This is a genomic window from Winogradskyella jejuensis (assembly GCF_900129745.1).
Taxonomy (GTDB): domain Bacteria; phylum Bacteroidota; class Bacteroidia; order Flavobacteriales; family Flavobacteriaceae; genus Winogradskyella; species Winogradskyella jejuensis.
Map to the genome: position 1 here is coordinate 899,829 of NZ_FQWS01000002.1, position 23,066 is coordinate 922,894.

Sequence of the window (23,066 nt, forward strand, 5' to 3'; positions counted from 1 at the left end):
TATTAATAAAAATGTCTCTTTAAAATATCTGTTCTTTTATATTGATACTCAATTGCTGCTAATTCAGCAAAATTTGAAATTAGTTTTTCATCATATTCATCCATTTCCAAATGGCTATCTTCAGTTAATTCAACGTCTACTCTATCGTAGATAAAATTTTCGTTTTCTCTTCTATCAATTCCTTTATGCAATAGGCTTATATAATTAGCTACTAATTGTGATTGACTTTGCATAAATAATTCAATAAGCCTTTTTCTTTTATTCTTCCTCATCCAATAGTATAAACCCCAGTTATTTCTAGATTTAATATCTGTGAAATTCTTGTGGCCAGTACCAATGGAAAATATCTCTAAATCAGAAATTTCAACTTTAAAAGCTTTTATTGCTTCCAAAAATGCAATTAATGTAGGATTATTGGCCATTACTCCTCCGTCAACTTTGTTAATAAATGATTTATTAATATTCTCTAAATCAACATATGTACTCGAATATGGATTAAAGTAAGTGGGTGCAGCAGCTGTTGCCATAGCTGCTTGATAAGCAGGTATGTGAAAATCTCTAATGAATGCTTCGTGATAGGGAGTTTTTAAAACGCTTGGATTTCCTCTAATTAGGTCATAAATTGGGATACAAACATCAGTTTTACAATCTTTTAGTCTAGGGTCAACACCATTATTGTATTCTTTATACTTTTCTTTTATAAGATTCTCTAAAAAATCACTTTTATGAGAAGCAGAAAATAATTGTTTAAAAAAGCTTTTTTTGTTTCCAAAAATGCTTTTAGCATTATTCAAGTATAACTCATAGATTTCTTTTGCTGGTACACCAAATGAAAGAGCTAACGCAATTATACCACCTGTAGACGTTCCAGTTATTAAATCAAAATATTGATATATTTTAGTTTTTCCGTCCTTTCTTTTTTCAAGTTCAGATTCAATTAACATTAATAAATATGCAGGAAAAACACCTTTAATGCCTCCTCCATCAATTGATAATATTTTAAATTTTTTATTACTCAACTATTTATTTTCTCTTTTTTGTCCTTCCAACTTTTATAGTCTCAATGACTGTAGTTTTTGGTCTTCTCTTTGCTTCTTTGATAGTAACGAACCTTCCAGTTCCTGCGTCCCTACCTCTTTTGCTTTGTCTTGCCATAATTTTATATTTTAAAGTGCGATTACTTTTTCTACAATTCCTTGTATTCTAAAATCATTTGTTAATATTATAGGTTGATGTTTCGGATTTGTAGAGTGAGGTTTTAAGACAATAGTATCACCATTATCAATAAACTCTTTCACAGTAGCCTCGTCATCTACTAGTGCCAAAACCAAATCTTTGTCTTCAGCTACTTGCTGTTGCTTAATCAATAACAAATCACCACTATTGATTCCCTTTTTATTCATCGAATCACCAAAAGCTCGTAAAAGAAAATAATTATTAGATTTTCGGATTAATTTTGTGGCTACAGGTATATGTGCTTCAATATTTTCCTCTGCTAATATTGGTAAGCCACAAGAGACAGAACCTACTAACGGAACTTCTATAGTATCAATACTATTCGATTCCCTCTTGACTAATTGATTAGAATCTAGTAGCTCTTTTGCTTCAACCTGCAACAGATTTGCTATTTCATAAAGAATTTCCAGGCTTGGTTGTCTTCGATTTTGAACATAAGAATTTACCATATTATAACTCTTATTAAGCCTTTCAGCCAGCCAAGTCTGCTTGACACCTTTTAATTCTAAAACCTCTTTTATGCGATTCATTATAAAGAATTGATTTGCAGATGTAAAATTAAAAAATAGTGTTTTACTATATCATTAAATGAGATATATTATATTAACAATATGATATTATTTATCAACAATAATACCCTAAAGACTATTCTAAATGGGAAAGACTCTCTTACGAGAGTCTTTCTTGCGGAGAGTATGGGATTCGAACCCATGGAACCCGTTAGAGTTCGGCTGATTATAAATCAGCTGCATTAGACCGCTCTGCCAACTCCGAAAAGATTATTATTCCTTTCGGAAATGTAGAAGGTAAAATCACCGCTTTGGATTCGTTAAATATTAGAAATTATTCCAATTTTACTAATTCTTCTTTTTCAAATCCACCATATTTTAAATCATTGCCGTCAAACCATTTGCAACTAACATCGTTACCAATAGCATATATTGTCATTTTCGGTCCTCCAGCTTTTAACATAACTACATCTCCAATTTTTAAATCATCCATATTTAATATTTTACTTAATTATGATTTCTTTAATTCAATAGTTATGCCATTCGATTATTCTTCAAATTTTAATATAATTACTGACATAAGCTTAAATATCGCATAAAATAACTGACGAAATGTCATTAAGCTTTTTGGTTCTAAATACATTCCACACACATTTTCCGCCACTCCTCTGCCCTTTCTTAAAATTAGTGTTCCATTAACATCGTAGAGAACCTTTTAGAAGAAATTTTTCAGAAACTATATACTAACATGGGCTTTTAACCAAATTGAAGATTCATGAGCTCAATAATCTTAAATAGATATCTCGCTAATAAAGCCCATGTTTACATAACGCTAGTACATTATAGGATATTATATGTATTTGATTATCAGTTAGAAGATTAAATAGAAATACAAAACGATTGCATACTTTATTCTTAATTAGTTTCTTTCCAAAGACAATTTGCTTGCTTTATAAACATATTTCACATTGTCGTTTTTAATAATAATTTGGTCTTTACCACCAGGATTTAAAACTAAGCTATCTGCCTTGAACGTGAATGCGATAATAGTATCACGCTCGTTGATTTTTACGATTTCCGTTAGGTATTTTTCTCCAGATTGTTCTATGTCATACCCTTCAATGTTGAGTGTTCCCATGTATCTAGTGGTCCCATTGTCAAATAGAAATGCTTCGCCTCCAAACGGATATTCAAAACTTAGCTGACAAATAATTATGGTTTTATCATTGGTATTGTTCTTATAAAAATGAGGTTCGAATCCATATGCATCACCAACGCCCACGGATTTAAAAATAATTTCATTATTTGCATCTATAACCAAAAGTCGGTCTCCCCAATCACTTTCCGTATCAGGTGCCACTATTTGTCCGTCTACAGGTTTGTAATGCCCAGTAACAATTTTGGACGCTCCTAATTGATAGGAATTATCGACATGAAAATTAGGGATATTTGGTTGGATTATTTTTTGTGGTTGAAATCTAAAATAGTTAACTCCAAAAGCGGTACTATCGGCGTCTTTATATTCTATATAGTTTTCGTTTTCAAATTTCAAAGTAGAATATTTATAGACTTCGGACTCCTGCATGTCGCAATCACTATTGGTAGTATTTTCATTTTTGAAGCTAGATTGCGTTGTGGTCATTTCGTTTTTTACAGAAATGTCAAAAAAACCTTTCGTCTTTTGGTTGCTAAGTTGTAGCGTCTTTTTTTCGGAAATTGTTTCTCCTGTACATTCATTTACCCATTCGCCAGTGTAAAGCTTAACATCATATTGATTTAAAATGGTTTTGAGTGTTTCGTTATCTCTCACAAAAAGGGATAAAGTTTCATTTTCGTACACTACAATTTGTGAAGAAGTACTGTACTGCGCTTTAATGCCGTAAGCTTTTGAATCCTCCGAAATGGCATAAGTGGTATCGCCGATTTTTAGTTGTCGTAACTGTACAGCATCAGAGGTTAACGCCATGGGTTCTTTACTTTTTATATACTTGCGATTATTGTTTTCTGAATCATTATCAGCAACTACAATATCTACTTTTAACTGTAAATAGCCTTCTTCTTCATCAGTTACTCTTGGAAGCACAATTACAGTTTCTTCGGGGCTTTCCGCTAAGGTCTTTGAAGTTATGAGGTTGGTTTTTAGTTGAATCCATTTGATGTCAAAATGCTCTAAAACGCTATTGATTACATGATAATTTGGAATGGTTTTATGCAAATATTCTGAATGTTCTTCGATAATTTTACCATTGTTATTTATGGTGTATTCGATTTGCTGAATTTCTTTATCATCAAACCATGTAATGTAATTTGTGGTGATTGTATGTTTACTTATTCTAGAAACACGCCTACTCCAACCTTCGGCAATTTCGTCATAAGACACCACTTTGTAATCTATTAAACTGCCATCTAAACGGTAATTGATAAGTAAGGTTTCCATTTCGCTATCCCCTTTTTTTACCGTTATTAGAAGCGTGTAGAATGTTTCAGAGATATTTAGTCTGTGGGCAGCAATAGCATTGTGGCCATAATCGCCTTCGGTATAATCTGGATATATCTGGTCTATTTTAAAGGTTTTAGCATCTACCCTTTTGTAATCGTCTGGGTCTATAAAACTATCAAAATTTGTGGCTTCTTTAAGTGGTAAATTCTTAAACTCCAAATCCCTAATTTTCATCTGAAAATTAATGCTGTCGTTCTCAATAGTAGTTGCTTTTTGGTACGTTTCCGTATACAATTCGCCATCATACTTTAGATAATAATCTTCAACAGAAATAAGTTCTTCTATTGGATTACAGTCGCCATTTTCATCCTCTTGATAGGTGGTTTTAGAATTGGTCTGCTTTACGATAATATCATTAAAACCATTGGTTTTATCATCACTAACCATCAACTGCTTGTCCATAGTAATGTATTCGGCAAAGCAGGCATTCACATTAACTTCACCACCTCGTTCATATATAGGATAATAATCTAAAATCTTTTGCAGCGTTGAATCTTTTTTGGTGTAAAGCGATAGATGTTTTTCGTTATACGGGTTTGGTTGAGAGCCGCTTCGATGCGAAATGGTGAGTCCAAAAGCAGTATCTGTAGCATTAAGCGTGTAAGGCTCTGTATTAATGCTAATGTTGGTAAGCATTATAGCATCGGACACCCAACCATTACCAGAAGATGTTTGGGTGAAATAATTAAGCACCGTTTTAGTCGTGGTATTTGCGATTATAATATGACTTGTAAAGGCCATATCATCGTACTTTGCATTTTCACCTTCGATTTCTGCTAAAATCACGAGCGTTTCATCTGCATTTAATGGACTCTGTTCCTTGATATTATATTCGTATACCGATTTATCTGTATTCAGACTTAGCTGAGAAATAACTGCATCTACGATATCTATTTCTGGTCGTTCCTCTGCTACAGCCGCTACGCTAGTGTCAGTTGGCTTTTCAGGTTGTGGAATGCTAGTTTTATTCTCTTTACAAGAACATAGAAAAATAACAGTTAGTAAGACGTAAATGTATTTCAATGTGTGTGCTTTTGGTTTAAATAATGTCGATGCCTTTTTCTAAAACATAGTGTATTGCTGTTACAAGAACACAAATAGTGACTATAGCTAAAAAACGAACATAGATTGCATTTTTCTGGTTTTTAAGGGTTTTCCTAAGATATAGTATATCGAAAAATATATATAAAAACGCGATAATACTACCCGTTATAGGAACGATATGTAGAATAACAATCTTTTTTAGAACGCCATGACCTATTAATGTAGATTCGTCATCTAAGAGCATATGCATTGCCAAAAATGCAAGTGCAAAAGCAATGAGTATCCAAATACAGTATGCTAATAATCGCCTTAAGATAAGCATCTAATAGTATTACCTAACAAGCTATGCCGTTGCTCTTTTAATCGTATTTTCTAACTCCTCAAACGCTTTTTTTTGTGAGCCCGCCAAAACAGCTTCTTTAATGGCACCAGTAGCGATTTCAAGAATATTTCGCCTTGCTTTTACACTCTTGCCAAAATAAGCGTGCAACACTTTGTTTGGGATAATGTAATTAATTTTTATGGTGTTGTCGTTTATAAAGTAGGCTTTAACGGCGTGCATGCCGCTTTTTTTAAGCACTAAACATTGCGCCATGTGTCCATTAGCGTCCGTTCTTACTTCCCAGGAATCGTAGGTTTTAGAACAGTCGTAATTTGCTTCCTTTTTAAGGCGATTGTGTAATTTATCTAAAGTGTTATAGTCGTTTTTGACTTCGATTAAGTTTTCCATAGTTATTGTAATTTAAATATTCTATTCGTCCTCTTCTTCTTCCCTTCCGAAAAGAAAGAAAAGTGCGCCTCCACCTACGATTAAAAGAATACGAATTATCCAGCCTGTGGTGTTTCCCCACATATCTATCCAGGCGAGTAAGCGTAGATTATAATTGAAAATTGAAAGAAGAATTGATATAATTCCCATTGCAGCGAGTAAAAGTCCGCCTTTTCCTAGTTTTGATGTGATTTGTTCCATTTTTATAATTTGATTCTAGTTAGTATTAATAGTTACTTAATAATTTTTTTGATAATTACTCCTGCATCTAATTCAAGATGTAGGATATATACGCTATTTGCTAAAAACGAGATATAAATATCCTTTGTATTGCCTTCAGCTACCTTAGCTCCCGTCATGCTATATATTCTGTAGCTTTTAAATTGCGTATCATGCTCTGTTAGTACCCTTAATCCATCTTCTGTATTAATAACCTTAACAGTTTCATTTAATTGAAAATCAGGATTTCCCAGTACTGCATCAGCATCTATACAGAATGCGTGTGTGACTGTAGGTTCTATTGGGCCATAAGGACCTTCTGTAGCAATAACCACATTACTTTCTAGTGTATATCCTGCTGGTGGAATTAAGCCGTCACCTACAGTATCGTGCATATTAAGTGTATAATAGCCAGAGCCTAAAGTGAAATTATAGACTTTGGTGGTCATGGCATCAATGGCTAGATAATTTCCGCCAGATGCAACTACAACATTGGCATCATTTTTAATATCCCAGCTGGTTTCTTGTGGATAAAAATCTAAATCTATAGTTAGGGTTAGATTATTACTAGCACATGGCGCAAGCGTCGTAACCGTTTCTGCGCTACTCATATTAGACTCGTTGCCGTAGCCATCAACCGCTAAAACAGTAAAATCGTACGTTGTGTCTGGCATTAAACCAGTAACATTAAAAGCTGTATTTGTGGTTGAAGTCAGATAAACATTATCTTTAAAAATATCATATTCTGCTACTCCAATATTATCTGTTGCTGCATCCCAACTTAAATCTGTAGTCGTTTCAGTAGTATTCGAACTCGTAAGATTTACGGGTGTACTAGGGTCTAAAGTATCTTTCCAAACGCTTTCTACATTGCTAATTCCCGAAATATTTCCTGCGGCATCAAAAGCAGCAACAGTGAATTCATAAATTATATTAGGAGGCATGTAAGGTAGATTATTATTACTGTAGCTTGTGCTAGAACTAACATCTATTAAATCCCCATCTTTATAAATATTGTAACCAACGACACCAACATTATCCGTGGAGGCATCCCAAACCAAGTCGATATTATACTCGTTAAAGTTTGAAGCCACCAAATTTAAAGGCGCTGTTGGTGGCATTGTATCTGATGAAGCCACACCGACGCCTACAGCATCCCAAGCGTCTATTACTGCATTTAAAATTGTTGAATTTCCAGGATACAAGTCAATAGCAGACTGTATAGCTCCAGCTCGGGCATCAAAAAAATTAGAGTTAGGCGTTAGATACACGGTAAGGTTTCTATAAGCAATTTCTGCTGCTATCGTTATTCCTACACCGGTAACTGAATAATTAAAGCTATTATCATTAATACCTGTTCCGCCTTCAGATAATAAGTGAAACCATTTATTCTGAACGCCTGAGTTTATGTGCACACCAAAGTCATCAGTTGATGATGTTTCCCAATATTGACCTAGATACGTGTCTGGATGATTTTTTGATTTAGGGTTAGACATTGACCGAAATGCATCATTAGACGTTACAAAAACATCGGCACCACATAGCCAATCGTTTACGCCTTGCTGCGCATGATTTTCAATCATTTCAGCAAAAATATCTGCAAACGATTCGTTTAATGCACCGGGTTGATACGAATAAATTAAACCAGCAGAATGCTGTATCACACCATGCGTTAATTCATGCCCTATAATATCTAAAGCCACCATATGACTTATGGTGTTATCATCATTTCCATCATTAAATACCATTTCGCTTCCGCTCCAATACGCATTGGCTAGGCTGCTCGCATTTCCAAAATTGATATAGGATTTAATAATTGCACCGTTGTCATCATACGAATTACGTCCATGCTTTACAGAATAATAGTCATAGGCCTGTTCTGCTCCCCAATGTGCTTGGGCACCAATTGGATTGGCCGAAAAATCTGTTGTACTACTTGTTATATCCGTCGCATTTGCTAATCCCAAATTGTTAATAGCATCAAACGTTTGGATGCCATTACCACTTGTAGTTTGGCGTAATCTGTAGGTGCCACCCATGTCTTCTGCGGTGAAGTTTTGCACACCATTGTATAGTGTATCTCCAGATGCTGGAACATCTATGGAATGGATTTTAGTATTTTCAAATATAATATCTCCCGTGTATGCATCTACATACACATCTGCGCGATATAAAGGCGATTCTGCATAAATATCGAGTTTGTAGGCTAATCGATTACTATAGTTAATGCCTGCCATTTTTGGAAGGATGACTAAAGAAGGCTCAGAAATTTCTAAATAGTTTCTGGCATTGATATGCTGTTTTGCCTTTAAAATGACCTCTATTCCAGAAATAGATGGTGTTGTATTTAGGTTTTCTATTGGATAGAAATCACCATTGATTGATGACAACGATTGTTTTTTAAAGTGCACTTTATAAATACCAAAGGCAACAGGAATACCATTGTAGTATTGCTGATACGTTTCATGTGTCATTCCTATTTTATCGATATTGGTTTCGATTTTTTCAAAAGTTATTTTATCGGAAGCTTTTAAGAATTGTTTTAATAGAGCTATACCGTCATTAGAATTAGCAATTTTATTTTGTTTAAATGTTATAGATTTTACAACACCTTCATTATTTACTAAACGAGAATTTATCAAAGACCCTTCTTGGGCATATAGATTGAAAGCCACGAATAGTAATAAGAATTGAGATACATTTTTTTTCATAACATATTATTTTATTATAAATTTTTTCGTCACAATTCCTTTGTTAAAATCAAGTTTTGCAAAGTAAATACCTGGGTTTAATACCTCAGTACTTATGTACCGATTAGTGGTTTCTATTATTTTTTGACCAATAGCATTGTATAGTATAATGTTAGCATTGCTCCCATTGTATTCTATAATAATATGTGAGTTACTAGAGTTAGGATAGATTTTAACATCTTTATTTATTGAAAAATTATCGGTTGATAAAGTGTTACAAGCAGGAATATTATCTACAAATGTTGATGTAGAATCTACTCCTGTCCAATTTGTTGTGCTATAAATGGCATCATCTACTATAATACAAGACAATTGAGGATTTCCTTGGGAGTTATAACCGATAAAATTTGTATTGTTACTATTTCGAGCATTTAAAAAAGTTAATTGATTGGAAGAACATGTTAGTAAGGTTAAGTTTGCATTATCAGAAACATCAAGATTTGTGATAAAATTTAAATCACATCTTAGCTCTGTTAGCATAGTATTCTGACTTACGTCTAAACTAGTCAATGAATTCTTATGGCATATAAGTTCGTCTAAAACATTATTATTTGTAACATTTAAACTTGTTATTAGATTATAGGAACAGTCTAAATTCTCTAGTAAAAAAGATTGTGTTAAATCAAGATTTATCAATTGATTGTTTCTGCAAATTAAGTTAAATAGCAAAGGATTTTGGGTGACATCTAAACTTGACAATAAGTTATTATTACATAACAGGCTATATAGTAATGGGTTTTGACTTATGTCTAATGTAGTTAGTTGATTAAAATCACATCTTAAATTTTCTAACAAAGCATTTTGGGTAACATCTAGATTTGTTAATTGATTTGAATTTATAACCAAGATTTTTAATGCTGATTGTTCGATGCTATTAAAGTTTGTTAGTTGGTTAGAACTTAAGTTAATAAACCATAGTAGAGGATTTATTGTATTAAGCGATACACTTATAATCTGATTAGAATGAGCTGCTAAAGCCTCTAATTTGGTGTTTTGTTCAAGATTTAAAACTGTAAGATTGTTATTGTAACAACTTAAGTTAGTAATATTAACAAAGGCTTCAATGCCTTCTAAATCGGAGATATTCATGTTTGGACAATCGATGTGCCCTGTAAAAGCCATTGCTTCCGATAGCTGTATTTCAGTATCTCCGTTAGTATTAATATTTATATTGGCTAATAAACAAGCTTTAAAGTTTGCATCTGGTATAGTAACGTTCTGAGCACAAATATTAGCCATAACAAACTGTAATAAGAATAAAAAAGTAATTTTTTTCATGCCTTTGAGTTTTGAATAAAAGAGCCATTTATGAATACAGATTATAAATGGCTCCAAATTTATATTATATCAAATCATTTTAATTCTAAAAATCATACTTCCATACATCGTTTAATAAGGTTGGAGATGAACTGCTACTTCCTGAGTTTCCGCCTATAACAATAATTGTATCGTTATGGAATACAGTTTGCTGACCTCTTCTTACAGAATACCCTGCTGGAAATACATCTACATTTTCTAACCAATTAACACCATCTATAGAGGTCCATAAATCTTTATAATTTGCTCCTGTTGATCCAGAAGCACCTCCTATTAAAAATACAGTATCATTATTTTTAACAAAAGTATTATGGTAATATCTAGGAGAGTAAATGTTAGAATTACTGTTTTCTTCTAACCAATTAGTACCGTCTGTAGAGCTCCAAGTATCATTTACTACTGTACTATTATCATTACCTCCAGTCACAAATAATTTGTTGTTTAGTACAAATGCTTGATGCAGAAATCTTGGAGAAAACAAACTACCTGTTGTTGTTTCTACATCCCAAGTTATTCCATCTGATGTAGAAAAGATATCGCTATTGTTTTGAGAGCCAGCAGTACGTCCACCTACAAGCCATAATTTATTTTCAAAAACAGTTAATGATGCCGTATCTATAAATAAAGGTACATTACCAACTTGAGTCCATGTTACACCATCGGGAGAACTCCATACATCATTAAGAAGAGAGTTTCCTATGGTTCGTCCACCAATGACCCATATTTTATCATCAAATACGATAGCTGTGTGAAGCGTTCGTTCTGAAAAATGATTTCCAATAGGTGTTTCTTCTTGCCAAGTAATACCATCTGTACTACTCCAAATGTCATTTTTACGGCCAGATGTATCTTCTCCACCAATTACCCATATTTTATTATTAAAGCTTACGACCTGATGTCTCCATCTCGCTGAAAAAATATTTCCAGTTACTGTTACTTCACTAAATTGTCCTGTAAGTGCTTCATGAGTGTCTAAAAGGTTTATCGTAACTGCTGCTGTATTTGAAGTTCCAATAGCAGAAATAGTTGCTGTGATTACAGGGTTAGTTTCAAAATCAAATAATGCCGCGTCTGCTACAGTTAGTTCACCAGAACTGGCATCAATATTTAAGGCACCGTTTGGTGTTTGGCTAGAAATACTAAAGTCTGGACTTGATGTTCCCATGACTTCAACAGTCCCTATGATTTGCCCATTTAAAGGATTTTCGTCAATAGTTACGGTTAAATCTTCAAGCGTAATTTCTACACTGTCGTCATCGCTACAACTAAAACTGATAAGTAATACTGCAAACATTAAGAGGTTTGTAAATTTGAGAGTTTTTTTCATTTTTAATTCATTATTAAGATTATACTGACACCAAAGTATCATGAGAAAACTGTACTTTTAGTAAGAAAAAAATAATTTGTGACGAAACCTATATTAAAAAGTGATGAAGATATTTTTGATAGTATCAAACTGAAAAAAACTCAATACAGACCCTAGAGTTGCCTATTAATAAAGGACTTGTGACGAAACCTATCAAAATTGTGACCAACATAAAGAGGGCTATATTCGTCCTATGTTAAATAATATTACATTTGTTTAAACATATTTTTATTGAAAGCTATCAAATCTATTTTTGTACTACTTCTTGCACTTCAAATAGGCTATTCTCAAACCTATATTTATGAGCATTTTGGTGTTGATGAAGGTTTTCCAAGTTCCGAAGTTTATGATGTGTATCAAGATAAATTAGGCTATATATGGTTTGCCACAGATAAAGGATTGTCTCGTTTTAATGGCTACGAATTTAAAAATTACACAACCGAGGATGGTTTACCAGGAAATACTATACTAGATTTTTATCCGCAATATGACGGTAAAGTATTTTGTTTCGAACTTCATACACGCACACTTTTCTATTTTGATGAAGTTTTTGATGGTTTTAAGATTTATCCTTTTAATGATATTTTAAGAAAGGTAATAACACCAAACACTACGGTTAAAAGTATTTTCACAGATAAGGATGGTAGTTTATTGTTAGGTGGATATCTCTTTAAAGGCTTTATTAAAGTTTCAAACGATGGAAACTTAGAGAAGATTTACAATAAAGACTTACATGCTCACTTACCGTATTTAAAACGTAAAAATCACACAGGAATAGGAATATTGAGTGACGGCAATGCCTTTAGTGCAATAAATCATAGGTATTCAGAGAAAAATCAGCTTTCAATAATCCCAATAGAAAACAGTATTACTTCAAGACTCGATGTTATAAAATTAAATGATAATCAGCATGTATTTATTGATCATAAGCTAGGTATTGCTACAAAAAATAAAGATGTAAAATACTATGAAACAGAACAATTCCCAATAGGAATACAACGAATTTCTGACAGTAGTTTTTGGGTAGGTTACTATAGTAAAGGTGCAGAAATCAGAGATACTTCTGGTAATATCTTGGACTCTTTTTTGCAAAAAAAATCTGTAAGTAATTTTTTGATAGATGCTGAAGGAAGTTATTGGTTTACTACACTAGATGATGGGGTCTACAGAGTTAAAAATCCAAAAATAAAAGTATATACCAATGATAATGTTGTCTCTTTGGTTAAAGATGACAAAGGACAACTGTTTTTGGGGTATCATAATGGAAATATAGCCCGTATATTAAATTTTAATACCGAGTTGCTTTACAAAGGAAAAAATGATCGCCCTGCATTTGTCGAGTTTAATTCATCAAAGTTAGAAGTTCACGGAGCGAGTGACTTTAAAATGTTGAATCTCTCAAACAAACAAGAACCCACAATTTTTATTAATGGCGTTAGAAAACTATCAGAAGACGTATTAAATCCATTAATTAATGTTGCTTCAAATGTTTTTAAAATGGTTGAGAAAGACTCCATTGTATACTATGATGCTGGTTTGAGAACAGAAGATGTATGTGCTTACAAGAACAATGTATTGATAGCTACACCATCTGGTCTTTATATTCAAAAGGATAATAAAATTATGCCTCATCAACCTTCTCCTTTACTTAAATCAAGATTGTATGATTTAGATACCCCCAAAGAAACAAATACAGTTTACATGGCTTCACAAGATAATGGTGTTATTGTATACAATGATAGTATTTATAATATAACCACATCTAAAGGGTTGACTAATAATATTGTCAATGAGGTACATATTGAAAATGACTCTACTGTTTGGGCATGTACCAATACTGGTCTAAATAGAATTAAATTTAAATCTAGTAACACATTTTCAGTTGATACCATTACAAAATCCGATGGCCTATTGAGTAATGACATTAATGATGTAGAAATAATCAACGATACGGTTTGGGTAGCCACAAAACGAGGACTTTGTTTCTTTAAAAAAGACTTAATTGATAAAAAAGATAGTGTAAATGTGTTATCGTTAAACTTAAAAGATGTTCGTGTTAATAAAACAAAAGTAGATGAAAAGAATATAAAGCTTAAACACAACCAAAACTCAATAGATTTTGAAGTTGAAGCAGTCTCCCATCGTAATGTTGATAAAATTGAATATCTCTACAGACTTAAAGAAATTGATTCGTCTTGGTCAAGTACGGTTAATCGCACTATTAGTTTTCCTTCCCTTTCTCCAGGTATATATACTTTTGAAGCTAAAGCTGAAGTTAATAATATTGAAAACAATCTGCTGACATCTTATTCTTTTCAAATACAACCTCCATTTTGGAAAAGCTGGTGGTTTAAGACCTTAGCATTCATTTTTGTTTCTGGTCTTTTCTATTTGTTTTTTAAGCTCAGAGTTCTTTCCTATAATAAGGATATTATAAGAGAGCTTATGCGACTAGCTGTTAAACGTCTTAAGCGCAAGGAACAGTTTTATAAGTTTAGAGCAAATGGAGAGGATTTTAAGATACCGACTCATGAGATTTTATTCGTTCATTCTCAAGGTAATTATTTAGATATTGTCACTTTAAAGAAGGCATATACTATAAGGTGCAAAATAGGTGATTTTATTAGTAGCACGCCAGATAGTTTAGAATACCTTAGAGTACATCGCTCCTATATTATACGAATAGACCAAGTATCTAGCAAAGGCCGTAATTGGGTTGTTATTAAAGATAATAAAATCCCTGTTGGAGAAACCTACCTAAAAGAACTAGAAAATATTAAGTTTTAATAAGTTAACTTTCTTTTTTTTAAAATTTTAAATTCAGAAGTAACTAGAAAAAACACATACCTTTACTGGATGACTACATTATCATTGATAATATACTTTGTAGCACTCTCTTTTATTATTTTCGGGAAGAGTTGCCTTCATAAAAAATATATGAAATTAGAATTCGAGCGTTACGGCTTAGCCAAGTTTCGAGTCATCGTAGGTATTCTCCAATTAATGGGTGGATTAGGGCTATTATTAGGATTACATTATAACCTTCTACTCTTAAAAGTTTCAGCCCTTGGTCTATTTATATTAATGGTTTTAGGGTTTTCGACCAGGCTTAAAATAAAAGATGGCGCTCTAAAATCGGCGCCAGCTCTTATTTATGCTCTACTGAGCTTATATATATTTTACAAAAGTTTTTCGTTATCCCTTTTATTAACTTAATGCTATAATAAGACATAGTGTTAAAAATAATGCAGCAGGAAAAGATTTAAATAATGGGTCTTTAATTTTAAGATGCATTGCAATAGAACCAGTTAATAAAATAGCCAATCCAATAGCACATATTGAGGCAAAGCTTGTATAATAGATTGATAGTAAGAGACCAATTGCAAGGATAATTTTAAGCCCGCCAACTATTTTAAACATATATGGCGATAGCCCATAAACCTTAAACTCTTCACTTAAGGTAGATGCATTTCCACCACGCCATTTTGTGTTTTTATCACGTTGTAAAAGCCATACATTCAATAGGCTAAGACCTACAATAAGTTTTAAGACTGTAATTAGATATTCCATATTAAATATTTTATGCTTCTGTAATTAGTAAATTCTCTGATAATCCCATGGCATATAAATCTGTTTTAACAGCAGATTCCATAGCTGGTGGTCCACATAAATATACGGGTTTAGAAATATCTAAGTTCTGTGATTTAAGAAATTGTTTATCTATATGCCCATTGTAATAATCTGAATGGTTTTCTTCTGACAAGATAAAAGTTGCATTATTACCAAGCCATGCTTCAAAATTATTTTTTAGGATAATATCCTTCTCTTTTTTATTACTACATAATAATTTCTGATTTTTTAACTCGCCTTTGCGCTGCAAATCCTTTAGAATAGCAATAAATGGTGTTACTCCAGCACCACCAGCAATAAAAGTGCCTTCACCTTTATAAGAAATCGCACCCCAAGCATCACCTATTATTAGCTTATCATCAACTTTTAAAGTCTCTAGCTCATCTGTTACACCATTATGGGAATTATATACTTTAATGGTAAACTCTAATTTATTGTCTTCTGGCAAACTTGTAAATGTAAATGGCCTTTTCTTTTCTCTATAACCATCCTTATCTATAGCCATTTCTGTTGCTTGACCGGGAGAAAAAGAATATCCACTTGGTTTACTTGTAATTATTCTTATTACGTTATGATTAATGTGTTCAATTTGTTCAATAGTAATCTGATGTTCCATTAGTTGTTTTCTTTTTAAAATATAGAATAGAATTTAAAAGTTCCTTAAATAAAAATTAAAATTTAAAGATTAGATATAAGTCTTAAAATACTATTAAAATCCTTGTTTTTGTTTAATTTTTGTGTTTATTAAATTAAACAAAATAATTAAACTATGAAAGACATAATATTTGAATACCACGATGTAACGGCTAGTGAAAGTCTAGAAACTTACACAAGAGAAAAACTAGAAAAGATTTTCAATCATAACGAATTTGTAGTTCGTGCAGATGTTTTCTTTAAAACTGAAAACACATCCAACGATAATACTGGAATGAAAGCAGGCATTAGACTTAGCGCTCCAGGTCCAAGATTATTTGCAGAATCAAGTCAAGATAATTTTAGAGGTGCAGTAAACGAATGCATCAATGATTTGACAAGACAATTGAAAAAGAAAAAAGAAACCATGAAATCTTACTAATAACCAACTTACAATGACAATTAATACCGAAAAACAACAAATTACTTGTATTTACGCATCTGGAACTAAATTTGGTAAGCAACTAAAGGCTCTGGCTGAGGCAACAAAAAAGGCAGTTTTTTTTAAAGACATAAAAGAATCTATGCCGTCTGATACCCAATGGCATGATATTGCGGTACGCTTAAATATTAGTTTAAACGACTTAATAGATAAAAGTAAAATTGATGATTTAGATAGAAATACAGATTTTGAAGAGGATGATTTAGTAAAAATATTAGCAAAATACCCCGATGCTTTAATCGGAGCAATTCTTCTAGAGGATAATCGCATAGAGCATATCACTCAATACACATCTATATTAAAATTCTTTAATGTTGACTCTGCAGGCTTAGAAAAAACACTTCATTTTGAAGACCCTACAATTGAAAGCCAAACAAACAATGATACATTTCTGTAGAAGCAAATAAAATATTAAAGAGTTTTAATATAGATTTCTACCAAATCTTTATGCGCTCCTCTTCTGTCCTATAATTAGCCTCACCAGGTTTTACATCAAAGGCTTCATAAAACGGTGTAAAATTCATTAATGGTCCATTAACACGCCACATTGGTGGTGAGTGTGGGTCATTAGCAACATAATTTCTTAAAAACTCATCACGCATTTTTACACGCCATATATTGGCTATAGATAAAAAGAAACGTTGGTCAGGCGTATAGCCTCCAATTTTAATCGTGTCTTGACCTTGTTTGGTCAGTTTAAAGGCATCATACGCAATAGCTATTCCGCCATTATCTGCTGTGTTTTCCCCAACCGTTAAGGCACCTTTAAGATGAACGCTATCTAAAACAGTAAATGCACCGTATTGTTTCACAATCTGATTGGTCTTTTCTTTGAATTTTTTATAGTCATCTTCTGTCCACCAATTGGTGACATTACCGTCTTTATCAAACTGTGCCCCTTGATCATCAAAAGCATGTGTAAACTCGTGACCTATAACCATACCTATTCCTCCATAATTAACAGCATCATCGGCATACAAATCAAAATATGGTGCTTGTAAGATGCCTGCCGGGAATACTATTTCATTCAATGACGGATTGTAATAGGCTGTTACTGTTGATGGTGTTGTGCCCCACTCGTCTTTATTTGGAGGTTGATTTAATTGTTTAAGCTCGTATTGATAATCGCTTTTTCGTAATGCAACCACGTTCTCAAAAAACTGATTGCGGTCAATGGTAACATCGTAAGTACGCCAAACATCAGGATAGCCTATTTTTTTATTTATAGCGAAGAGCTTTTCTTTAGCTTTCACTTTGGTACTATCACTCATCCACTCTAGATTATCAATACGTTTTTCTAATACTTTCTGGAAATTATTTACTAAATCTAAAGCTCGTTTTTTTGCATCTTCATTAAAGTAACGCTTTACATATAGTTGTCCTAAAGCAAAGCCAATTTGCTGGTCTACGCGACGTACCATTTGTTTATCTCTTGGTTGCTGTTCTGTTTGCCCTGAAAGTACCTTAGAATATTCAAAAGCGGCATCTTGAAAGGGTTTACTTAAAATATTATCGTGAGAACCTATTGAATTTGCTCTAAGGTAAAGTTTCCAATCGTCTAATGATACTTCAGAAAGCATTCTATCTAAAGTATCATAATACGCAGGCTGCGCAACATCGACAGAGTCTGTCGTTGCTCCAAGAAGCGCTAATATATTACTCCAATCAATGTTTTTGTGTCTTTGGTCTAAATCTGCAACAGCCATTTTGTTGTAGTTGGCTTTTACATCTCTACGTTCAATACGTGTTTTATGAGATTCAGCCAATTGTTTTTCAATATTGTAAACAATTTCAGCTTTTGATTGAGCTTCTGAATCTCCAACCAATTCAAACAAACGTGCTACATATGTTTTATAGGCATTTTGTATTTCTAAGACAGACTCATCTTCTATAAAATAATAATCTCTATCTGGTAATCCCAAGCCTGTTTGCGCCAAATGTAGGATATTTAATTCGCTATTCTTTTGGTCTGGCGAAATGTAAGGACCAAACATAGAGTAATCGCCGTACTGTATTTGTGTTGCTACAAATTCTGTGAGCCCTTCAATAGTATCAATAGCTTCAATTCGATTTAAAATTGGTTCAATAGGTTTTATACCCCGTTCATTAATTTTAGTAGTATCCATCCCAGAAGCAAAGAAATCGCCAACAAGTTGTTCTACACTCCCTTTAGGATGCTTTTGCTCAGAGACTTCAACTAAGATGTTTTTTAGTAACTCTTGTTGCGGAATATTTAGAAAACGGTAAGCACCTACTCCAACTTGGTCGTCAGCAATAACAGCGCTATCCATCCACTTTTTATTGACATGATTAAAGAAGTTATCACCTGGCTTGATATTCTCAGAAATACCGTCAAAAACAATAGCTTGAACTTCAGGTTTTGGTTCCTCTTTACAAGAATTAAATATGAATATGAGACATACTAAGGATAAAAAACGTTTCATGAGTAATATAGATTGATTCTCTCAAATATAATAATGAATAATTTGTAATTGCAGATTTGGATGACCATTTAACCTAGCATTAACCTTGTCTAGAATTACTTTAACTTATCTACCAACCACAACGGAGACTTATTAAAGGCTTTCCAGTCTTTTTCCAAGGCATTGTAGAGTGTATCTAACTCAGTGTAATCTGTAATACCAGAATTTTCATCTTTTTTGAGTTCTAGAATATAATCCATCAATTCGTAGCAGGCTGTAAACTGACCACAGGCAATAAGTGTTTCCATACGATTTTTGGCAATATCCGTTTTGTCCCACCACAAAGTTGTTGGTGTTTCCGATGCTGTGAGTCCAACACTTTGCAAACTTTTACTTGGATGTGGTTTTATGTCTTTGTTATAGCCTTTGCCCTTATTATATGGTGTTTCTTGGCCATTCAGCTTATAAACTGTTGCTGTGATTCGTCTATTTTTTAGTAATGATTTAGAATAAAACAAATCGTAATTCAAACGGCGCATTTGTTTCAAGAACACATCATTAATCATAGTCATGGCAGAGGTTAATCTATCTGTAAGCATTCGCTGAACTAAGCTTATATCTAATTTTTGGAAGGTTAAAATATCATCTAACAAAGGTTCTGGTACATTCTTTTTGAATATGCGTTTGAGTCTACCAAGTATATTAGTTTTTATGATTGATGCCACCAAGCCAAAAACAGTAAGTAGCAGCCCAAAACCGAGTATAATACTTCCCACAATATATAAACCTGTATAAGCCGTTGGTCCGAATATATTCATACTATTTAGCAATACCAATAACAAACCAACAACAAGGATGATAATGTATAATGGCTTGATTGTAAAATACTGGAGAATCTTGTTGATTATTAGTTTTACTGTAGAGCTCTTTCCTATTGTGCTCGTATCCTGTTGCCAAGGTTGCATTTTATAGCTACCCACATCGTTAACCATAATCAAATCCAAACCATTATCCATGCGCTCATTAATCAGCATCATGCTACCAATCCCTTGGTTATCGGCAATGCCACCATCCATTATGCCTACACCATCTATAAAGCGGTCCAATCCTTTTAAATTTTTGTATTCGGATGAGTTATGATTTTCGAAATAATCATCAGGAAACACTAAGGGCTCAAATCCGACAGGAAAGCAAGAAGATGAGGCTATAACATCACCTAGTTTTACATCATTTCGTAGTGCGTTAACTTCCTTCTGATAATTACGATACAAAGGATTATTGCCAAAGTAACCTCTATTTTGAAATCTGTACGTTAGACCAAAAGAGAAATCTGTAGCATTAAAACAGACTTGTTCTAACTGCTTGATGAGTTTAGTTTCAAAATGTTGAAAGTTCCCACTAAAAACAGGCATTTCTGCATAAGTTAATGCAAATGCATTGATAAGCGAGCGCTTTTTATAGGGATGCGCTTTCCAAACTTCGTCGTCTTCAAGTTTTGCAATGGCTGTTTCTAGTAGCTTATCATTTTCTGGAGTAAAGGCCTGATAGAAGGTTTTAAAAAAGGTCTTAAAATCGTAATCTTTAGCTTGAACGGCTTTTGCGTAGGCTATTGCCAATAAAGTTCCGCCACTCACACTGCTCAATGCTTTTACAGAAGATAACAAAGATTTACCGTTGTAAGATACATTATCTAAGTAAGATACAATTCCTAATGCAAAAAACGTAGCTCTATAGCCGCCTCCACTGAAGCACAGCCCAATAGAGTTGAAAGGTTGAAATGTATTTTTGGTATCAGTCATTTGATGAATCTAATTGAGTTTAACTTTACTATTACCAGTGTTCAGTCCCCAATGAATCCCAAAGATTGTAATGAGATTATCCTCTGTAACTGCGAAATCTTTACCAAAACCACCGTTAATCGTAATATCTTTTGTAATAGTGAAATTGATACTTCCTACAGAGCGCTCACTACTAATGGTTCCATCTCTAGAAATATATTCATAAGCAAAACCTACACGACCGAATTCAAACTCTACTTTTCCACCAAAATCTCTATAATAATTGGTGAAGAAATCAGTACCTGTAGCATTAAAGCCGTCTTCAATATAGCGACCTGTAAGAAAAAGATTGAAATAGTTATTCGTTTTTGCTTCATTATTTTCATTAAGAATAATACTTGTTTCTGCAGTTAACCAACTTCCAAAGCGGCTAGCTGTGCCAGAATCTATTTTATTCTCTTTGAATAATACAGAATAACCAGCAGCTGCATCTAATCGAAATAGTGGCTTTATTGTTTTCTGAAATGGTTGAATTAGGGCATTAATTTCATCTTGATTACTATTATAATACTCCTGAATAGCTTCTTCTCCTTGAATCAATACTTCTGAAGGTACCTTAATATTTGATAAAGCTGTTGCCATACCAATAGTATTTGCATGTACTTTTTCTTTATTGTAAAAACGTAGTAATGTTGTTCTTAAACCAAGAGAATATGTCTTACGTTCATCTGCTAATCCAGAAAAATCTTTATTAACATAGGCCAAGGAAAGTGTCGTTGTATTTAGACCACTAAATGGATTTTGTTTTAATTCTTTAGTATCAGGGTCTACCATTACACCAATATATTGCTGATAAGTTCTGTCCTTACGATTTTGATTTATTAGAAAATGAGGCGCTAATTCTACAGATAAACTTTCGCCAAAATTATCCAAGGCATGTATAGCCAAGGCCTTTAAATTTTCGGGCATGTAAATTGCTGTTGGAGTTTCTTCAACCAAAACAAAAGCTGGAGAAGATGTATTGGCTAATGTAAACTGACTTAAATCTACTTCTTGTGCTGTAACACAAAGACTTAAAAAAATTGGAATGATTAAATAGTAACTTTTCATAACTTTAGTCTTTTTTAAGTTTTACAACAATGTATGCCATAAATAAATTGGCATTTAGTTTTACTTTTGCTGCAGAAATGCTTTCTGATAGACTCTCGGAAGATAATATGCAATCCACGTGACTAGCTTCTATTATAGCATCTATTGCTCCAGATATAACGAAGAAATTTGAAACAACCGAAAGTGTTTTACCATCGATTTTCTCGATTTTACCTAGTTCTACACTAAATTTATTGGTTATACTTTTTTTAAGAACTATGTCGTCTAGATTGACATTAGAACCTACATTAGCGTCGGAGCTAATCTTTACGGTGAGTTTTACGCTTTCCCCCGCTTTAAATTTGAATGTTTTCATAAGAGATATATGTGTTTAATGCACAACACGAAACTACCCTAGTTTTTAAACTAGGAATACCTCTTAATGTAATTATTGAATTGTAATAGCTTTATTGAGGGGGAATTGTAAAGATATAAAACTTACTATTAGTTTGGTATAAAAAAATCCCTAAATCATATATATTCAGGGATTTAAAATTAAACCTAAAACCTTTTTAGTTAATTCGGTCTAAATCTAATCGTAATATCATATCACGTTCTACAACGGTTTGGTCGTTAACTTTATTCAGTTTCAAAATACGAGATATATCGCTTCGTTTTGCTATTTGTTTTCTGCAACGTTTTGTAAGCTTTGGGTCGGCATCAAATAATAATGTTGGCATGGCATATGATTCTCCAGTAGGTGTTTCGACTTTCATAAAAATCTCTTGGAGTTTGTTATATAAGCGGTCTGTACCAGGTACAAAGGTTTTAAACTCGTATTTACCTTCAGCATCTGTCTTAACTGTCGCACTCGTTATTAAGTTGTTATTTTCATCAATAATGAAATCACCATTCTTATCAGCTTGATTAATGGTAATTATATAATCCTTAGCTGGTGTTACACCATCACTCATATATAATGTGCCTGAGATTTTGAACTTTTCGTCTGAGGATTCGTAATCACCAATTGTAGCAGAATAACTTAATGCATTGGTTTGAGAAAAAGTAGGTGCACTTAACAAAAACAATACTACAGCTGTAAATCTAATAAGTGTTTTCATGGGGTTTACTATAATTTGGTCGACTAAATTGAGTAATAATTTTTGTAAACCCTTAGAAATCATATGAATTCAAAAAATAAACGATGAAAGAACTTTGGGTGCAATATTTTCGGATGAACGGCTTGTTTTAAAAAGTACTATAAGCACAAGTAAGATGAAAATTGATTCATTTTTCTCAAA

General features: G+C 33.0%; 21 protein-coding genes and 1 tRNA gene. 4 read left to right on the forward strand and 18 right to left on the reverse strand.

The features are described from left to right. Nucleotides 1–2: 2 nt before the first annotated feature. From BUB95_RS11970 to BUB95_RS12020, 11 genes are all read right to left on the reverse strand, one after another. Nucleotides 3–1,019: a CBASS cGAMP-activated phospholipase gene (locus tag BUB95_RS11970; RefSeq protein ID WP_073086771.1), complete on the reverse strand. Its 1,017-nt coding sequence runs from the start codon at nucleotides 1,017–1,019 to the stop codon at nucleotides 3–5. A gap of 147 nt (nucleotides 1,020–1,166) precedes the next feature. Continuing rightward, nucleotides 1,167–1,766 carry a transcriptional repressor LexA gene (gene lexA / locus BUB95_RS14405; RefSeq protein ID WP_073086773.1) on the reverse strand — a complete coding sequence of 200 codons (600 nt, stop codon included), beginning with the start codon at nucleotides 1,764–1,766 and terminating at the stop codon, nucleotides 1,167–1,169. A gap of 157 nt (nucleotides 1,767–1,923) precedes the next feature. Continuing rightward, nucleotides 1,924–2,008, reverse strand: a tRNA-Ile gene (locus BUB95_RS11980). Nucleotides 2,009–2,079: 71 nt separating this feature from the next. Next, nucleotides 2,080–2,238, reverse strand: coding sequence for a DUF2158 domain-containing protein (locus tag BUB95_RS11985; RefSeq protein WP_073086775.1), 159 nt, complete (start codon nucleotides 2,236–2,238; stop codon nucleotides 2,080–2,082). A gap of 426 nt (nucleotides 2,239–2,664) precedes the next feature. Continuing rightward, complete coding sequence (locus BUB95_RS11990) at nucleotides 2,665–5,268, reverse strand: PA3715 family protein (protein WP_073086777.1); 2,604 nt, start codon at nucleotides 5,266–5,268, stop codon at nucleotides 2,665–2,667. A 16-nt stretch (nucleotides 5,269–5,284) separates the two neighbouring features. Further along, entirely contained in the window at nucleotides 5,285–5,611 is a 327-nt protein-coding gene (locus BUB95_RS11995; RefSeq protein ID WP_143185603.1) for a hypothetical protein, read from the reverse strand. A gap of 21 nt (nucleotides 5,612–5,632) precedes the next feature. Beyond that, entirely contained in the window at nucleotides 5,633–6,019 is a 387-nt protein-coding gene (locus BUB95_RS12000; protein ID WP_073086780.1) for a hypothetical protein, read from the reverse strand. A gap of 21 nt (nucleotides 6,020–6,040) precedes the next feature. Beyond that, on the reverse strand, nucleotides 6,041–6,259 hold the full coding sequence (locus BUB95_RS12005) for a hypothetical protein (protein ID WP_073086783.1): 219 nt from the start codon (nucleotides 6,257–6,259) through the stop codon (nucleotides 6,041–6,043). 32 nt (nucleotides 6,260–6,291) lie between these two features. Continuing rightward, entirely contained in the window at nucleotides 6,292–8,988 is a 2,697-nt protein-coding gene (locus BUB95_RS12010) for a M4 family metallopeptidase (protein ID WP_073086785.1), read from the reverse strand. 6 nt (nucleotides 8,989–8,994) lie between these two features. Continuing rightward, a complete protein-coding gene (locus tag BUB95_RS12015; RefSeq protein ID WP_073086787.1) occupies nucleotides 8,995–10,305 on the reverse strand; it encodes a T9SS type A sorting domain-containing protein in 1,311 nt (436 codons plus the stop codon). 85 nt (nucleotides 10,306–10,390) lie between these two features. Next, a complete protein-coding gene (locus tag BUB95_RS12020; RefSeq protein WP_073086788.1) occupies nucleotides 10,391–11,671 on the reverse strand; it encodes a Kelch repeat-containing protein in 1,281 nt (426 codons plus the stop codon). 270 nt (nucleotides 11,672–11,941) lie between these two features. Between BUB95_RS12020 and BUB95_RS12025 the strand changes: the two genes are divergently transcribed. Both BUB95_RS12025 and BUB95_RS12030 read left to right on the forward strand, forming a co-directional pair. Further along, the gene (locus BUB95_RS12025) at nucleotides 11,942–14,497 is read left to right on the forward strand and encodes a ligand-binding sensor domain-containing protein (RefSeq protein ID WP_073086790.1); all 2,556 of its coding nucleotides are present in this window, start codon (nucleotides 11,942–11,944) and stop codon (nucleotides 14,495–14,497) included. A 150-nt stretch (nucleotides 14,498–14,647) separates the two neighbouring features. Then, nucleotides 14,648–14,926 (forward strand): DoxX family protein, encoded by a 279-nt coding sequence (locus tag BUB95_RS12030; protein ID WP_234969269.1) that lies wholly within the window; start codon nucleotides 14,648–14,650, stop codon nucleotides 14,924–14,926. On the opposite strand, the gene BUB95_RS12035 is transcribed toward BUB95_RS12030, so the two are convergent. Together BUB95_RS12035 and BUB95_RS12040 are read right to left on the reverse strand one after the other, a co-directional pair. Further along, entirely contained in the window at nucleotides 14,918–15,280 is a 363-nt protein-coding gene (locus tag BUB95_RS12035) for a DoxX family protein (RefSeq protein WP_073086794.1), read from the reverse strand. The two genes, BUB95_RS12030 and BUB95_RS12035, sit on opposite strands and share 9 nt — an antisense overlap. Nucleotides 15,281–15,290: 10 nt before the next feature. Further along, nucleotides 15,291–15,956: a ferredoxin reductase domain-containing protein gene (locus BUB95_RS12040; protein ID WP_073086796.1), complete on the reverse strand. Its 666-nt coding sequence runs from the start codon at nucleotides 15,954–15,956 to the stop codon at nucleotides 15,291–15,293. A gap of 153 nt (nucleotides 15,957–16,109) precedes the next feature. Here BUB95_RS12040 and hpf point away from each other — a divergent pair, with 153 nt between their 5' ends. Both hpf and BUB95_RS12050 read left to right on the forward strand, forming a co-directional pair. Next, nucleotides 16,110–16,415 carry a ribosome hibernation-promoting factor, HPF/YfiA family gene (hpf, locus tag BUB95_RS12045; RefSeq protein WP_073086797.1) on the forward strand — a complete coding sequence of 102 codons (306 nt, stop codon included), beginning with the start codon at nucleotides 16,110–16,112 and terminating at the stop codon, nucleotides 16,413–16,415. 13 nt (nucleotides 16,416–16,428) lie between these two features. Continuing rightward, entirely contained in the window at nucleotides 16,429–16,872 is a 444-nt protein-coding gene (locus BUB95_RS12050; RefSeq protein WP_073086799.1) for a hypothetical protein, read from the forward strand. A 37-nt stretch (nucleotides 16,873–16,909) separates the two neighbouring features. Here BUB95_RS12050 and BUB95_RS12055 read toward each other — a convergent pair whose 3' ends face one another. From BUB95_RS12055 to BUB95_RS12075, 5 genes are all read right to left on the reverse strand, one after another. After that, nucleotides 16,910–18,919 (reverse strand): M13 family metallopeptidase, encoded by a 2,010-nt coding sequence (locus tag BUB95_RS12055; protein ID WP_073086801.1) that lies wholly within the window; start codon nucleotides 18,917–18,919, stop codon nucleotides 16,910–16,912. 95 nt (nucleotides 18,920–19,014) lie between these two features. Continuing rightward, nucleotides 19,015–20,697 carry a patatin-like phospholipase family protein gene (locus BUB95_RS12060; protein WP_073086803.1) on the reverse strand — a complete coding sequence of 561 codons (1,683 nt, stop codon included), beginning with the start codon at nucleotides 20,695–20,697 and terminating at the stop codon, nucleotides 19,015–19,017. A gap of 9 nt (nucleotides 20,698–20,706) precedes the next feature. Then, a complete protein-coding gene (locus BUB95_RS12065) occupies nucleotides 20,707–21,786 on the reverse strand; it encodes a hypothetical protein (RefSeq protein WP_073086805.1) in 1,080 nt (359 codons plus the stop codon). Between the two features lie 4 nt (nucleotides 21,787–21,790). Continuing rightward, the gene (locus tag BUB95_RS12070; protein ID WP_073086807.1) at nucleotides 21,791–22,141 is read right to left on the reverse strand and encodes a hypothetical protein; all 351 of its coding nucleotides are present in this window, start codon (nucleotides 22,139–22,141) and stop codon (nucleotides 21,791–21,793) included. A 196-nt stretch (nucleotides 22,142–22,337) separates the two neighbouring features. Beyond that, the gene (locus BUB95_RS12075; RefSeq protein ID WP_143185604.1) at nucleotides 22,338–22,886 is read right to left on the reverse strand and encodes a peptidase associated/transthyretin-like domain-containing protein; all 549 of its coding nucleotides are present in this window, start codon (nucleotides 22,884–22,886) and stop codon (nucleotides 22,338–22,340) included. Nucleotides 22,887–23,066: the final 180 nt, after the last annotated feature.

What these genes read in the sequence shown, in the direction of transcription:
- lexA (WP_073086773.1), bottom strand. Translation starts at nt 1,766, where the DNA reads ATGAATCGCATAAAAGAGGTTTTAGAATTAAAAGGTGTCAAGCAGACT.
- BUB95_RS11985 (WP_073086775.1), bottom strand. Translation starts at nt 2,238, where the DNA reads ATGGATGATTTAAAAATTGGAGATGTAGTTATGTTAAAAGCTGGAGGA.
- BUB95_RS11995 (WP_143185603.1), bottom strand. Translation starts at nt 5,611, where the DNA reads ATGCTTATCTTAAGGCGATTATTAGCATACTGTATTTGGATACTCATT.
- BUB95_RS12000 (WP_073086780.1), bottom strand. Translation starts at nt 6,019, where the DNA reads ATGGAAAACTTAATCGAAGTCAAAAACGACTATAACACTTTAGATAAA.
- BUB95_RS12005 (WP_073086783.1), bottom strand. Translation starts at nt 6,259, where the DNA reads ATGGAACAAATCACATCAAAACTAGGAAAAGGCGGACTTTTACTCGCT.
- BUB95_RS12010 (WP_073086785.1), bottom strand. Translation starts at nt 8,988, where the DNA reads ATGAAAAAAAATGTATCTCAATTCTTATTACTATTCGTGGCTTTCAAT.
- BUB95_RS12015 (WP_073086787.1), bottom strand. Translation starts at nt 10,305, where the DNA reads ATGAAAAAAATTACTTTTTTATTCTTATTACAGTTTGTTATGGCTAAT.
- BUB95_RS12020 (WP_073086788.1), bottom strand. Translation starts at nt 11,671, where the DNA reads ATGAAAAAAACTCTCAAATTTACAAACCTCTTAATGTTTGCAGTATTA.
- BUB95_RS12030 (WP_234969269.1), top strand. Translation starts at nt 14,648, where the DNA reads ATGAAATTAGAATTCGAGCGTTACGGCTTAGCCAAGTTTCGAGTCATC.
- BUB95_RS12035 (WP_073086794.1), bottom strand. Translation starts at nt 15,280, where the DNA reads ATGGAATATCTAATTACAGTCTTAAAACTTATTGTAGGTCTTAGCCTA.
- BUB95_RS12040 (WP_073086796.1), bottom strand. Translation starts at nt 15,956, where the DNA reads ATGGAACATCAGATTACTATTGAACAAATTGAACACATTAATCATAAC.
- hpf (WP_073086797.1), top strand. Translation starts at nt 16,110, where the DNA reads ATGAAAGACATAATATTTGAATACCACGATGTAACGGCTAGTGAAAGT.
- BUB95_RS12050 (WP_073086799.1), top strand. Translation starts at nt 16,429, where the DNA reads ATGACAATTAATACCGAAAAACAACAAATTACTTGTATTTACGCATCT.
- BUB95_RS12055 (WP_073086801.1), bottom strand. Translation starts at nt 18,919, where the DNA reads ATGAAACGTTTTTTATCCTTAGTATGTCTCATATTCATATTTAATTCT.
- BUB95_RS12060 (WP_073086803.1), bottom strand. Translation starts at nt 20,697, where the DNA reads ATGACTGATACCAAAAATACATTTCAACCTTTCAACTCTATTGGGCTG.
- BUB95_RS12065 (WP_073086805.1), bottom strand. Translation starts at nt 21,786, where the DNA reads ATGAAAAGTTACTATTTAATCATTCCAATTTTTTTAAGTCTTTGTGTT.
- BUB95_RS12070 (WP_073086807.1), bottom strand. Translation starts at nt 22,141, where the DNA reads ATGAAAACATTCAAATTTAAAGCGGGGGAAAGCGTAAAACTCACCGTA.
- BUB95_RS12075 (WP_143185604.1), bottom strand. Translation starts at nt 22,886, where the DNA reads ATGAAAACACTTATTAGATTTACAGCTGTAGTATTGTTTTTGTTAAGT.